We start from the raw sequence: 12,963 nt of genomic DNA on the forward strand, positions 1-12,963 counted from the left end.
AATAGTCGATTTATTGCATTACAAGATGGAAGATATGTAATCGCTTTGAGGAGGAGCGCGTGTGGCAACGCTCAAGGAAATCGGCGCCGAGCTGGGACTGTCACCTGCGACGGTGAGCCGGGCGCTGAATGGCTTTCCCGAAGTGAACAAGAACACCGTTGACCGCGTCCGCGAGGTGGCAGAGCGGCTTGGCTACCGGCCAAACCGCGTGGCACAGCGGCTGGTCACGGGACGCTCTGGCATGGTGGGGCTAATCATTAAGATCCGTGCAGATATGAGTGCCGACCAGACCTTCTTCGAGATGCTCACGGGATTGACCGCAGCACTTGGGGCGCAGGATACGGACCTCGTTCTTGCCGTGGATCAGGATGATGATCCGGTGCTGCCTTACCGCAAACTGATGGAGCGTGACATCCTTGATGGTTTCATCCTGAATGCGCCGGTGCCCGACGACCCCCGCGTGGCATTTTTGCAGGAAAAGGGCATCCCGTTTGTGATGCACGGGCAGACGGCACCGGATGTCGATTATGCCTGTTTCGGGATCGATAACGCGGCCGTATCTGCCGATGCGGTGCGGCTGCTCACCTCGCTTGGTCACAAGCGCATCGCGCTGATCAACGGGCAGTCCCGCTACGCATTCTCGGTCGACCGGTTGCGCGGCTTCTCCAAGGCGATGGAAGCGGAGGGGCTTTCTGTGCCTGCGGCCTTCATGACGTCAGATGCCGAGACCGAGACACATGGCTATACGCATGCGCTTGAAATGTTGGCCGGTCGTGACGGACCTTCGCCCACGGCTTTTGTCTGCGCATCGACGCTAGTCGCGGCGGGCGTCATGCGAGCCGTGAAGGATCGCGGGTTGTCCGTGCCGGGCGACGTTTCGGTGATGGGTCATGACGATGCCTTGCCACTGACGCAGGCACGCGATCTTGAACCGGCCCTGACGGTGACCCGTGCACCGTTGCGCGATGCATGTCAGCCCCTGGCAGAGTTGCTTGTGGCCCATGTGAAGGGCGCACCGGCCGAACAAAGGATCGAGCGGGCGGAACTCATCGTCCGTGCCTCGACCGGTCCTGCACCAAAAGGAGGAGAAACACCATGGCTCTCGACATGAGCACCTCACACGTCCTTCAAACCAACGGCCTTGCTAAAGCTTACGGTGCTGTTGAGGTCTTGCGCGATGTCAATATCGACATGGTACAAGGCGAGTTTCTCGTTCTGGTCGGCCCTTCGGGCTGCGGGAAATCCACGCTTTTGAACTGTATCGCGGGGCTAGAGGAGATCAGTGCCGGGTCGCTCATGATTGGCGGGCGGGACGTCACGCAGGAACCGCCCAAGGACCGTGACATCGCGATGGTGTTTCAAAGCTATGCTTTGTACCCCACGATGACGGTTGCCGAAAACATCGGTTTCGGCATGAAGATCCGCAAGGTGCCCAAGGCGCAGATGGATGCGAAGATCGCCGAAGTGGCGAAGCTCTTACAGATTGATCATCTGTTGGACCGCAACCCGTCGCAGCTGTCTGGCGGACAGCGCCAAAGGGTCGCCATGGGCCGCGCACTGGTGCGGGACCCCAAGTTGTTTTTGTTCGACGAGCCGCTCTCAAACCTCGACGCCAAGTTGCGAGTGGAAATGCGGGCCGAGATCAAGCGCCTGCACAAGACGACCGGCGCCAGTGTCGTTTACGTGACCCATGATCAGATCGAGGCGATGACACTGGCCAGCCGGATTGTCGTGCTGAAAGGCGGCGACATTCAGCAGATTGGCACGCCGCAGGAGATTTATGACCGGCCTGCAAATACATTTGTGGCCGATTTCATGGGGTCGCCGCCGATGAACATCATTCCAGCCACTATTTCAGATGGTCGATTGAACTTGGGGGATGTGTCGCTCCCGGCGCGACAAGGTCTGCCCGACCACGTGCAGGTTGGCATTCGTCCGGAGCATCTTTCTCTAGGCGGGTCAGACCTGCGAGTCACCCCAACAATGATCGAGAATACAGGTGCCGAATGCTATCTGAATTTCGGTCTGAACGGCGTGACAGTCACGGCACGCCTGCCGGGACGAATGGATGAGAACAGCACAGACCCGGTCAACCTCTCGATAACACCAGGTAAGTTGAACTTCTTCGAAGCGGAGACCGGGGCGCGTATTTATCTGTGAATCAAGGTGGGTTTCACCCACCCTACGATCCGCTGCGATACCAAGCGATAAGTTTGGCACGGTCTTCTGCCGCCATGTCCACCGCGTTCGGTGGTGGCATGCCGTGGCTGACCCCGGCCTGCAGGTAAATCTGCCGCGCGTGGCGGGCGATGTCGCTTTCGGTTTCGAGGAAAACGCCTTTGGGCGCCCATTGCATATTGTTCCAGACAGGCTCGCGCGCGTGGCACATGGAGCAATGCCCGATGACGATATCGCGGGCATCTTCAAAGCCGTCCGCTGACGCGAACCGCGCTTCGTATGGTGTCAGTGCCCGCGCCTCGGCCTCTTCGTAAGTGTCGTGACCCGGCTGGGTCGAGAGCCGCGCGATCAGGATAAAGAGCAGGACCGTGACGGCCCATGTCCAGGATGGGCGGCCTTTGCGTGCATGCATGGAGTTGAAGTAATGCCGGATCGTTACGCCCATTAGGAAGACGAGGGCGGCGATGATCCAGGCATATTCTGTGCCAAAGGCCAGCGGATAATGGTTGGACAGCATCAGGAAAATGACCGGCAGGGTTAGGTAGTTGTTATGGGTCGAACGCAGCTTGGCGATCTTGCCATATTTGGCGTCTGGCGTGCGCCCGGCCTTGAGGTCGGCCACGACAATCCGCTGGTTCGGCATAATGATGAAGAACACATTGGCAGTCATGATCGTCGCGGTGAAAGCGCCGAGATGCAGAAGTGCTGCCCGCCCGGTGAAGACTTGATTGTAGCCCCACGACATCGCCACAAGCAGGACAAAAAGCAGGAGCATCAGGGTGGTGGGCTGGTCGCCAAGGGGTGATTTGCAAAGGAAATCATAGATGATCCAGCCGATTGCCAGCGAACCAGCAGAGATCAGGATGCCTTGCCAGATCGCCAGATCGGCCTTGTTGGGGTCGATCAGGTAAAGCTCGGCCCCGGCCCAATAGACCACGGCCAGTAGCGCGAAACCCGAAAGCCAAGTCCAATAGCTTTCCCATTTGAACCAGGTCAGATGTTCGGGCATCGCCGCCGGGGCCACCAGATATTTCTGGATATGGTAGAACCCGCCACCATGGACCTGCCATTCCTCGCCATCCGCGGGCCCATCGATATCGCGGTTCAGCGACAGGTCCAACGCGATAAAATAGAAGGACGACCCGATCCAAGCGATGGCCGTGATCACATGCAGCCAGCGGACGGCGAAGGCTAGCCAGTCCCACAAGATCGCTGCATCATACATCGGCAATGCCCCTCAACCGGCTGATTTCACACCCGTCTTGTGTTGGCGTCTATTGCCTGTAACAGTCAAGGCCAAACGGGCTCAGGGGGCAAAGGTGCAGCGATATCCGCGTGACATGATCGGTTATGGGGCACATCCGCCCGATCCGCGCTGGCCAGGTGGCGCGCGGATCGCGGTGCAGATCGTGCTGAATTACGAGGAAGGCGGCGAGAATAACGTCCTGCATGGTGATGCGGCGTCAGAGGCCTTTCTGTCCGAGATCGTTGGCGCTGCGGCGTGGCCTGGCCAGCGCCACTGGAACATGGAAAGCATCTATGAATATGGCGCACGCGCGGGGTTCTGGCGGCTGCACCGGATGATGGCGGACCTGCCGGTCACGGTTTACGGCGTGGCGACAGCTTTGGCCCGTGCGCCGGAACAGGTGGCCGCGATGAAAGAGGCGGGCTGGGAGATCGCCAGCCACGGGCTGAAATGGGTTGAATATAAGAACACGCCTGAGGATGTGGAGCGGGCACATATGGCAGAGGCCATTCGTCTGCATGCCGAGGTGGTGGGTGCGCCGCCGCGTGGCTGGTATACGGGCCGCTGTTCGATGAACACAGTCAGGCTCGCGGCGGAGACTGGGCAGTTTGCCTATGTTGCTGACAGCTACGCCGATGACCTGCCTTACTGGATGGAGTTTGGACGGCGTGAACAGCTGATCGTCCCGTATACGCTGGATGCGAATGACATGCGCTTTGCCACGCCGCAGGGCTTCAACGCGGGTGGGCAGTTTCTAGATTATCTGAAAGCCTCGTTTGATGCGCTGTATCGCGAGGGCGGGCGGATGATGTCGATTGGGCTGCATTGCCGTTTGATCGGGCGACCCGGACGGGCAGAGGCTTTGCGGCAATTTATTGAATATGCACAGGACCATGAAGGCGTCTGGTTCGCGACCCGCGAACAGATCGCGGATCACTGGGCGACGGTGCATCCGCATCAGCGGTTCGTGCGCCCGTCGCAGATGGACAAGGCCACATTCGTGGGGGCTTATGGTCATATATTTGAGCATTCTGCATGGGTCGCGAACCGTGCCTTTGATCTGGAGCTTGGTCCGGCCCATGACACGGTCGCGGGCCTGCATAGCGCGATGTGTCGGGCGTTTCGGTCGGCGACCGAAGAGGAGAGGCTGGGGGTTTTGACAGCCCACCCCGACCTTGCCGGGAAACTCGCAGCGGCCAAGCGGCTGACCGCAGAAAGCACGGCAGAGCAGGCGAGTGCGGGCCTTGATGCGCTGACTGATGCGGAGCGCGAGGCGTTCGCAAGGCAGAATGCGGCTTATACCGCGAAATTCGGGTTTCCGTTCATCATTGCGGTGCGCGATCACGATAAGGCGTCGATCAAGGGGGCGTTTGCTGCGCGGCTAGAGAATGATCGGGAAACTGAGTTCTCAGAGGCCTGTCATCAGGTCGAACGCATCGCCTATCACCGCCTCAAGGACTTGCTGCCACGATGAGCCGCGATATCAAGATCGCTCCGCTGACGGCAGAGGCATTTGCGCCGTTCGGCGATGTGCTCAATTGCGACGGCGACCCGGACAAGATGATCAATGCGGGTCTCTGCGGGCGATTTCACGACCGAGCCAAGGTGGATTGTGATGGGCAGGTCGGGATCAGCCTGTTTCGGTCAGAGCTGCGCGCGTTGCCCTATCAGCTTGATCTGGTGGAACGACATCCGCTGGGCTCGCAGGCCTTCATTCCAATGAGCATGGATTCGTTTCTGGTGATAGTCGCTGATCTTGATTTGCGCCCGCAGTCGTTTGTGACCGCCCCTGGTGAGGGCATCAATTTTCATCGGGGCACGTGGCACGGAGTGCTAACGCCGCTGTCAGGGCCGGGACTTTTTGCCGTGATTGATCGTGTGGATGACGGGCCCAATCTGGAAGAGCATGTCTTTGATGTGCCCTTCCGTGTGGTCCGATAGATTGGTTAGAAATCAACCTCGGTCGCCATTCCCTTTTCAATGGCTAGATCGACGATTGAAGCGGCGACGGCGAGGTCTTGCAAACCTACGCCCGTCCCGTCGAAAAGCGTGATTTCATCATCGCTTGTGCGACCAGGATGTTTGCCGTTGATGACGGCCCCGATCTCGGTGATGTCGTCTTTGGTCTTGAGGCCTGCCTTGACGGCATGTTGCGCCTCGCCCAGTGTGATGGATTGCGCGATTTCGTCCGTGAAAATGGTGGACTTGGCGACCAGATCGGTTTCGCATTCCTGCTTACCGATTGTGTCCGTGCCCATGCAGGCCAGATGCGTGCCAGGGCTGATATGAGCCGCGCCGAAGATCGGCGAGAAGACGGAAGTGATGGAGATCACGACATCGGCCTCAACCATGCCGTCGAGGTCGCCCACTTCGAAAGGCACGCCCGCTTCCTCAGCCACTTCGGCGAGGCCTGGCAGCATTTCCGGGTGATAGTTCCAGCCAATAACCTTCTCGAATTGGTGGGTTTCCAGCGCTGCGCGCAGTTGGAACTTGGCCTGATGACCCGCGCCGATCATGCCCATGACCTTAGCGTCTTTGCGGGCCAGATGCTTGATCGAGACGGATGAGGCTGCAGCGGTGCGCAAGGCGGTCAGCAGGTTGCCCCCGACCATCGCCGCGACCTTGCCGGTATCGGGGTCAAAGAGGAACACCGTGGATTGATGGTTGATCAGCCCACGACGCTCCATGTTGTGCGGCCAGTAGCCACCGGCCTTGAGGCCAAGCGCCATGCCCTTGCCATCAAAGCCGCCCTTGAAACCGTAGAGCGCGTCTTCGTGGCCGATCGCTTCGCGAATGACTGGAAAGTTGTAGGCGTCGCCTGATGACATTGCGGCGAAGACTTGTTCGACGGCGGTGAATGCGTTGGCGCGCGTGATAAGATCGGCAATCGCCGCTTCGGGGACAATGATCATGAGTATTCCTTTAGTGCAGATCAGCAGCCTTGGCTGGTCGTCATAGTCTTAGCCCGGCAGGTGGACCTGCCGGGGATCAAATTTCTAGAAATTTGATGTGGCTCAGTACGCCTTGCCGCGGGCCGAAACAGGCCAGAGCGTTTCGACTTTTCCGTTGCGCACACCGACATACCAGTCGTGGACATTGCAGGTCGGGTCACAGTGGCCCGGCACAAGCTTCAGCTTGTCGTTCACCTTCAACGCCCCTTCCGGGTCCATGACCACGCCATGCTCATCCGAGCATTTGACGTATTCCACATCCGTCCGGCCATAGATCGTCGGCAGGCCGCTATCGACGGATTGGGCTTTGAGCCCAGCATCCACAATCGCCTTATCTGCCTTGGCGTGGCTCATCACGCTTGTCAGGATGAACAGAGCGTTTTCCCATTCGTTTTCGTCGATCCGGTTCCCGTCTTTGTCGAGGATACGTCCGTAATCGGCATCCATGAACGCGTAGGACCCGCACTGCAATTCGTTGAACACGCCTGAATTGCTCTCGAAGTAGTAGGAGCCTGTTCCGCCGCCTCCGACGATATCAGATTCAATCCCTTCGGCCTTCAGCATCTCCAGCGTCTCGCGCACCTGATCGATGGCAATCTGTGTTTTGCCCTGACGCTCTTCGTAAGAGTCGAGATGTTGCATGGCGCCTTGATAGGCCTGAATACCCGCATATTTCAGGCCAGGTGCGGCGTCGATGGCCTTGGCGAGTTCCACGACCGGAGCCCCGTACTGCACACCACAGCGACCCGCGCCGACGTCGATTTCCACGAGGCATTCAATCTGCGTGCCATGTTTCTGAGCTGCTGCCGATAGATCGGCAACGTTGTCCAGGTCATCGACACAGCAGATTGCGCGCGCGCCAAGTTTGGGAATACGCGCCAGCCGGTCGATCTTCTGTGCATCGCGCACCTGATTGGACACCAGCACATCCTTGATCCCGCCACGGGCGAAGACCTCGGCCTCGCTCACCTTCTGGCAGCAGACCCCGACGGACCCACCCAGCTTTTCCTGCAACAGCGCGACATCCACGGACTTGTGCATCTTCCCATGCACGCGGTGGCGCATGCCATGGGACTTCGCATAGTCGCCCATCTTCTTGATGTTGCGTTCCAGCGCATCCAGATCGAGCACGAGGCACGGCGTCTGGATATCCGCCTCGTCCATGCCGGGCAGGGCGGGGACGTCGTAGCCCACTTCGAGGTTTCTAAGGTTACTCATATCATTCATGGTCTCTCTCCCTTACTTCTGCATCCAGGGCAGTTTGTCCAAATCCACATTGCCGCCAGTGACGATGACCCCGACGCGCTTGCCTGCGAAGCGCTCCTTGTTCTTCAGGATCGTGGCGAGCGGCACGGCACAGCTTGGCTCCATCACGATCCGCAGGTGTTTCCACGTGATCTTCATTGCCTCGATGATCTCTTTATCCGACGCTGTCAGGATGTCGCTCACATAGTTCGATACGAAATGCCAGGTGCGTTCCTTGAGCGGCACCAGCAACCCGTCTGCAATGGTTTTGGGCGCATCGTCGGCGATGATGTAGCCCGCTTTGAAACTGCGATAGGCGTCGTCGGCCTGTTCCGGCTCGGACGCGATGATCTGCACCTCTGGCGCGAGGGTCGACAGCGTCAGACAGGTGCCCGAGATCATGCCACCGCCGCCGATGGGGGCCACCATCATGTCAAGCCCGTCGACCTGTTCCATGAATTCCTTGGAACATGTGCCTTGGCCGGCAATAACGCGCGGATCGTTATAGGGATGCACGAAATCGCCACCTGTTTCGGCTTGAACCTTGGCAAAGGTCTCTTCTCGCGACGTGGTCGACGGTTCGCATTCTGTGATCACCCCGCCATAGCGGCGCACGGTGTCTTTCTTCGCTTGCGGGGCGGTGCGCGGCATCACAACGTTGCAGGGAATGCCCCGGCGCATTGCGGCATAGCTGAGGCAGGAGGCATGATTGCCGGACGAATGCGTTGCCACGCCCTTCGCGGCCTGCTTATCGCTCAGGCCAAAGACGGCATTCGCCGCGCCGCGGACCTTGAAGGCGCCGGGTTCCTGAAAGTTCTCGCACTTGAAAAAGAGCTGCGCGCCCGTCAGCTCGTTCAGATAATCCGAGGTCAACACCTCTGTGCGGTTAATATGCGGTTTGATCCGCTCATGCGCGTCCAGCATGTCCTGATAGGTGGGAAGATCGAGATCGCCGATGTCTTTCATTATGCTGCATCCTTCAGAGCTTGGGCCGTGTTACCGCGATAGTAATCCTGCGCAGCGGCGACACCGGCACCAAGTTTGATGTCCAAACCAAGATCAACCATGCACATCTCGGCCGTGGCGATGCCCGACAGGGCCATGACGTCTGTCATGCTGCCCAGATGGCCGATACGGAACACTTTACCTGCAACGTCGCCCAGACCGGTCCCAAAGGCGACGCCGTATTTCTCGGCGGCATGGGCGACGATGTCTGATGCGTTGAACCCCTCTGGCGTAAGAATAGCACTGACCGTATCGGAATAAAGGTCTGGCGTAACGGCACAGAGCTTCAAGCCCCAGGCATCCACGGCCGCGCGGACCCCCGAAGCGATCCGGTGATGGCGGGCAAAGACACTGTCGAGCCCTTCGTCCAGCAGCGTTTTCGTGGCGAGTGCCAAGCCGTTCATCAGGCCGACCGCAGGGGTATAGGGATAGGCGTTGGCCTCATAGCCCTTGGTCATGTCGTTGATATCAAAGAAGGTGCGAGGCAGCGTGGCATCACGATTTGCATCAAGCGCCTTTGGGCTAAAGCCAACAATCGCGAGACCCGCAGGCAGCATGAACCCCTTCTGGGAGCCGGTGACGGCGACGTCCACGCCCCATTCGTCAAACCGAAAATCCATGGAGGCGATGGAACTGACCCCGTCGACGAACAACAGCGCCGGGTGGTTTGCCGCATTCATCGCCTTGCGGATGGCCGCGATGTCGGATTTCACGCCGGTTGCGGTTTCGTTATGCGTGGCGAGCACTGCCTTGATCTTATGCGCCTTGTCTGCGGAGAGGATTTCGGCGTAGCGCTCTGCCGGGATACCCTCGCCCCACGCGGTCTGGACCAGTTCCACCTGCAGGCCAAAACGCTCGCACATATCGATCCATTTGTGGCTGAACATGCCATTGCGGCACGCCAGAACGGTGTCACCGGGGGACAGCGTGTTGGTCAGCGCAGTCTCCCAACCGCCTGTGCCGGTTGAGGGGAAGATGAAGATTTCAGCCTCTTTCGATTTCAGAATCTCGCGAACACCCGCCCGGGCTGGGTGCAGAATTTGCCCAAATAGCGGTGAGCGGTGGTCAATTGTAGGCATGTCACATGCCTTGCGGATCGCCTCGGGCATGTTCGTGGGGCCGGGGATAAAGACGGGGTTCTGAAAGCTCATGGGGCCGTTCCTCCATTACGGTAAGCGTGTTTTGGCAGAGCGTGGCCCGGTAATCCATTTTTTTGAAATTGGGTTTCAGTTTTCCAGTGCGTCTAAAAATCAAGCATTTTCAGCACGTTGAATTTTTCATATTGTGAAAGCGATTTTCATAAATGATATTTGTGTGATGGCAGAGGACGTAAAACGCGGGCGCGGCAGGCCCAAAGCCTGGGATGACAAGGCCGCGCAGAACACGATCAAGTCGCTGGACCGTGCGCTTGAGGTGTTGGTGCAGCTTGGCCAGATGCAGGGTGGCACGTTGTCCGAGATTGCAGGGGAACTGGGCCAATCGCCTACGACGGTCTACCGGGTTCTGAGCACGTTCAAGGCGCGGGGTTTTGTGGATTTCGACGACGAAAGCCAGGTTTGGAACATCGGGCCTGCCGCGTTTTTGACTGGGTCACAGTTCTTGCGGCGCACATCGCTGGTCGAACGCGCGCGGCCCATCATGCGCGATTTGATGGAGGCGACCGGCGAGACCGCTAATCTTGGTATCGAACGTGATGGCAAGGTCCTGTTCCTCGGTCAGGTCGAAACCCATGCCACGATCCGCGCGTTTTTTCCGCCCGGCACGGCGTCGGCGATGCATGCATCTGGCATTGGCAAGGCGTTGCTGAGCCGGATGGATGACAAACGCCAGCGCGAGGTGCTTGCCGCGAGCAAATTGGAGCAATTCACACCCCATACGCTGACCGAGCCGGAGGCGATGATCGCCGACCTGCATGCGGCCAAGGCCCGCGGCTATGCGATTGACGGGGAAGAGCGGAACCTTGGCATGCGCTGCATCGCTGCCCCAGTTTACAATGTGTTCGGGGAAGCGGTTGCCGGAATCTCCGTCTCTGGCCCCACAAGCAGAATTACCGAGGATCGCATCCCCGGCCTTGCAGAATTTGTCATGAAAGCCGCCGCGACGCTGACCACAGCAATCGGTGGAAATGGCCGTTAGCCGAGCTGATCTTCTGAGGCGTTAAACTTCGGCAAATCCCAGACGCGTTAACGCCTTGCGTGCGTCTTCGCGTTCATTTGGCGTGCCGAACAGGTATTCCTGGTTCAGTTTTACAACCGTTTCATGCAGCAACCTGTCGTGCAATTGCTGCTGAATAAAGGCCATAGCACCGCCTTTTTCGATGCTGAGCACCTCTTGCGATGCTGACTGCGTTGCATGCCGAAGATCTTCCATACCCAGACACCCGTCTTAATGATTCCCCGAAGTCATCCTAGCTTTGTTAACGGTTCTGGAAAGAGAAAACATATCCACAGGCGAAGACCCTCTGTTACAAAACTTTCGCTTTTCTGATACAAATTTGCAAAGCAGCATCGTCACACACGGCCCGACATTGGGGACGTATATGCTGCACATCAATAAGTTAACGAAATCGTTTGGCGCAAACGTGGCGGTTGATGCTGCGTCCGTTGCTGTGGAGCAACCGGCGATGATCGGCATCATCGGGCGTTCAGGAGCAGGGAAATCAACGCTTTTGCGGATGTTGAACCGCCTGACAGATGCCACATCCGGCCAAATCATGTTTCAAGATCAGGATGTGACGCAACTGCGCGGCAGCGCCAAGCGGAACTGGCAATCGCAATGCGCGATGATCTTTCAGCAGTTCAATCTCGTGCCTCGGATGGATGTCGTCTCGAACGTTTTGCATGGCACGTTGAACCGCCGGTCCACGCTGGCGACGATGTTCAACCTCTATCCAACCGAAGATATCCACACCGCCATTGAGATTCTCGACCGTCTTGGCATTGCCGAACATGCGCCGAAGCGGGCCGAAGCGCTTTCAGGCGGCCAGCAGCAGCGCGTTGCGATTGCGCGGGCGCTGATGCAAGATCCGAAGATCATTCTGGCCGATGAGCCCATCGCTTCACTCGACCCGATGAACGCGCAGGTCGTGATGGATGCGCTGCGCCGCATTCATGAAGAAGACGGGCGTATGGTCATCGCAAACCTCCATACGCTCGACACGGCGCGCCGCTATTGTGACCGTGTGATTGGTATGCGCGATGGCCGCATCGTTTTTGACGGCACGCCTGCGCAACTCACAACCGGGGTCGCGCGCGACATTTACGGCGCGGACGAGACATTCTCCGAAGCGGCCACATCAACCGAAATCGAAGCCCTCAATGCTGAGGTCGTCAAACTGGCTCAGGTCGCAGAAAGCGCCTGAGCCTTTTTCCTTTTTAACCCCGCGCCCCGGCGGACGGGGTGCTTAACGAGAGAGAAGACAATGAAAAAACTGATTGCTGCTGCACTGGCAACAACCGCGCTGACAGGGGCTGCGTCTGCGCAAGGGATCACCGAATTCAATATCGGTGTTCTGGGTGGTGAGAACGCGCAGGACCGGATGACGGCGAACCAGTGTCTGGCCGATTACGCGTCCGAGGCGCTGGGCGGTGTTGACGTGAACATCTTCACACCTGCTGACTATAACGGCGTGATCCAGGGCCTTCTGGGCGGCACCATCGACATGGCGTGGCTGGGTGCGTCGTCTTACGCGGCGATCTACATTCAGGACCCTGACGCGGTTGAGCCTGTGCTGGTCAAAACAAACCTCGACGGTTCTATCGGCTACCACTCCATAGGGTTTGCGCGTGCCGATAGCGGCATTGAATCCCTCGAAGACATGCAGGGCAAGGTCTTTGGTTTTGGTGACCCGAACTCCACTTCCGGCTTCCTGATCCCCTCCATCGAAATCCCGCAGATCACGGGTGCGACGATGGATTCAGGCGACTATTTCGGTGAAGTGAAGTTCACCGGCGGCCACGAGCAAACCATCGTCGCGGTGAACGCCGGTGACGTTGATGGCGGTGTGACCTGGGCCGACGGTCAGGGCAACTGGGAAGACGGCTTCAACTCTGGCGCGCTGCGTCGTGCGGTTGATGCCGGTCTTGTGGACATGAACGACTTGGTTGAAATCTGGCGCTCAAACGTGATCCCTGAAGGGCCAATCGTGCTGCGTCAGGCGCTGCCTGATGAGGTCAAGGTGACTATGACGGAACTGGTCGACAACCTGTTGGAGACTGATCAGGAATGCGCTTACGGCGTGTCCGCGGGTGAAAGCCTCGGCTTCCAGCCGGTTGAGCATGAAGTCTACGAATCGATCATCGCCGCACGGAAATCCGTCATCAACTGATCTGACGGTCT

13 protein-coding genes are annotated in these 12,963 nt (G+C 58.5%); 7 read left to right on the plus strand and 6 right to left on the minus strand.

From position 1 onward, the window contains the following. Positions 1 to 61 precede the first annotated feature (61 nt). Positions 62 to 1,111, plus strand: coding sequence for a substrate-binding domain-containing protein (locus SLH49_RS02360; RefSeq protein WP_320267567.1), 1,050 nt, complete (start codon positions 62 to 64; stop codon positions 1,109 to 1,111). After that, on the plus strand, positions 1,108 to 2,160 hold the full coding sequence (locus tag SLH49_RS02365; protein ID WP_320267568.1) for a sn-glycerol-3-phosphate ABC transporter ATP-binding protein UgpC: 1,053 nt from the start codon (positions 1,108 to 1,110) through the stop codon (positions 2,158 to 2,160). Before SLH49_RS02360 ends, SLH49_RS02365 begins: the two co-directional genes overlap by 4 nt. 22 nt (positions 2,161 to 2,182) lie before the next feature. Here the strand turns inward: SLH49_RS02365 and SLH49_RS02370 are convergent, their stop codons facing one another. Beyond that, on the minus strand, positions 2,183 to 3,403 hold the full coding sequence (locus tag SLH49_RS02370) for a urate hydroxylase PuuD (protein WP_320267569.1): 1,221 nt from the start codon (positions 3,401 to 3,403) through the stop codon (positions 2,183 to 2,185). Between the two features lie 94 nt (positions 3,404 to 3,497). Between SLH49_RS02370 and puuE the strand changes: the two genes are divergently transcribed. Both puuE and SLH49_RS02380 read left to right on the plus strand, forming a co-directional pair. Then, on the plus strand, positions 3,498 to 4,898 hold the full coding sequence (gene puuE, locus SLH49_RS02375; protein ID WP_413785262.1) for an allantoinase PuuE: 1,401 nt from the start codon (positions 3,498 to 3,500) through the stop codon (positions 4,896 to 4,898). Beyond that, positions 4,895 to 5,365: an ureidoglycolate lyase gene (locus SLH49_RS02380; protein WP_320267570.1), complete on the plus strand. Its 471-nt coding sequence runs from the start codon at positions 4,895 to 4,897 to the stop codon at positions 5,363 to 5,365. Before puuE ends, SLH49_RS02380 begins: the two co-directional genes overlap by 4 nt. A gap of 5 nt (positions 5,366 to 5,370) precedes the next feature. On the opposite strand, the gene bhcD is transcribed toward SLH49_RS02380, so the two are convergent. The 4 genes from bhcD to bhcA all read right to left on the minus strand — a co-directional run bounded on the left by bhcD (position 5,371) and on the right by bhcA (position 9,776). After that, on the minus strand, positions 5,371 to 6,336 hold the full coding sequence (gene bhcD, locus SLH49_RS02385) for an iminosuccinate reductase BhcD (protein WP_320267571.1): 966 nt from the start codon (positions 6,334 to 6,336) through the stop codon (positions 5,371 to 5,373). Positions 6,337 to 6,438: 102 nt separating this feature from the next. Further along, the gene (gene bhcC, locus SLH49_RS02390; protein ID WP_320267572.1) at positions 6,439 to 7,602 is read right to left on the minus strand and encodes a 3-hydroxy-D-aspartate aldolase BhcC; all 1,164 of its coding nucleotides are present in this window, start codon (positions 7,600 to 7,602) and stop codon (positions 6,439 to 6,441) included. Positions 7,603 to 7,614: 12 nt separating this feature from the next. Continuing rightward, positions 7,615 to 8,586 carry a beta-hydroxyaspartate dehydratase BhcB gene (gene bhcB / locus SLH49_RS02395; RefSeq protein ID WP_320267573.1) on the minus strand — a complete coding sequence of 324 codons (972 nt, stop codon included), beginning with the start codon at positions 8,584 to 8,586 and terminating at the stop codon, positions 7,615 to 7,617. Continuing rightward, positions 8,586 to 9,776 carry an L-aspartate--glyoxylate aminotransferase BhcA gene (gene bhcA, locus SLH49_RS02400; RefSeq protein WP_320267574.1) on the minus strand — a complete coding sequence of 397 codons (1,191 nt, stop codon included), beginning with the start codon at positions 9,774 to 9,776 and terminating at the stop codon, positions 8,586 to 8,588. Before bhcA ends, bhcB begins: the two co-directional genes overlap by 1 nt. 166 nt (positions 9,777 to 9,942) lie before the next feature. On the opposite strand from bhcA, the gene bhcR reads away from it, so the two are divergent. Further along, positions 9,943 to 10,761, plus strand: a complete 819-nt coding sequence (gene bhcR, locus SLH49_RS02405; RefSeq protein ID WP_320267575.1) for an HTH-type transcriptional regulator BhcR — start codon at positions 9,943 to 9,945, stop codon at positions 10,759 to 10,761. 21 nt (positions 10,762 to 10,782) lie between these two features. Here the strand turns inward: bhcR and SLH49_RS02410 are convergent, their stop codons facing one another. Beyond that, positions 10,783 to 10,995, minus strand: coding sequence for a hypothetical protein (locus SLH49_RS02410; protein WP_320267576.1), 213 nt, complete (start codon positions 10,993 to 10,995; stop codon positions 10,783 to 10,785). Between the two features lie 169 nt (positions 10,996 to 11,164). On the opposite strand from SLH49_RS02410, the gene phnC reads away from it, so the two are divergent. Beyond that, complete coding sequence (gene phnC, locus SLH49_RS02415) at positions 11,165 to 11,986, plus strand: phosphonate ABC transporter ATP-binding protein (protein WP_320267577.1); 822 nt, start codon at positions 11,165 to 11,167, stop codon at positions 11,984 to 11,986. A 60-nt stretch (positions 11,987 to 12,046) separates the two neighbouring features. Then, positions 12,047 to 12,952, plus strand: coding sequence for a phosphonate ABC transporter substrate-binding protein (gene phnD, locus SLH49_RS02420; RefSeq protein ID WP_320267578.1), 906 nt, complete (start codon positions 12,047 to 12,049; stop codon positions 12,950 to 12,952). Positions 12,953 to 12,963: the final 11 nt, after the last annotated feature.

The organism is Cognatiyoonia sp. IB215446 (assembly GCF_033963825.1).
Classification (GTDB): Bacteria; Pseudomonadota; Alphaproteobacteria; order Rhodobacterales; family Rhodobacteraceae; genus Yoonia.

Excerpts from the sequence above, each read along its gene's own strand:
- SLH49_RS02365 (WP_320267568.1), top strand. The coding sequence starts at position 1,108 with ATGAGCACCTCACACGTCCTTCAAACCAACGGCCTTGCTAAAGCTTAC.
- SLH49_RS02370 (WP_320267569.1), bottom strand. The coding sequence starts at position 3,403 with ATGTATGATGCAGCGATCTTGTGGGACTGGCTAGCCTTCGCCGTCCGC.
- SLH49_RS02380 (WP_320267570.1), top strand. The coding sequence starts at position 4,895 with ATGAGCCGCGATATCAAGATCGCTCCGCTGACGGCAGAGGCATTTGCG.
- bhcD (WP_320267571.1), bottom strand. The coding sequence starts at position 6,336 with ATGATCATTGTCCCCGAAGCGGCGATTGCCGATCTTATCACGCGCGCC.
- bhcC (WP_320267572.1), bottom strand. The coding sequence starts at position 7,602 with ATGAATGATATGAGTAACCTTAGAAACCTCGAAGTGGGCTACGACGTC.
- bhcB (WP_320267573.1), bottom strand. The coding sequence starts at position 8,586 with ATGAAAGACATCGGCGATCTCGATCTTCCCACCTATCAGGACATGCTG.
- bhcA (WP_320267574.1), bottom strand. The coding sequence starts at position 9,776 with ATGAGCTTTCAGAACCCCGTCTTTATCCCCGGCCCCACGAACATGCCC.
- bhcR (WP_320267575.1), top strand. The coding sequence starts at position 9,943 with ATGGCAGAGGACGTAAAACGCGGGCGCGGCAGGCCCAAAGCCTGGGAT.
- SLH49_RS02410 (WP_320267576.1), bottom strand. The coding sequence starts at position 10,995 with ATGGAAGATCTTCGGCATGCAACGCAGTCAGCATCGCAAGAGGTGCTC.
- phnC (WP_320267577.1), top strand. The coding sequence starts at position 11,165 with ATGCTGCACATCAATAAGTTAACGAAATCGTTTGGCGCAAACGTGGCG.
- phnD (WP_320267578.1), top strand. The coding sequence starts at position 12,047 with ATGAAAAAACTGATTGCTGCTGCACTGGCAACAACCGCGCTGACAGGG.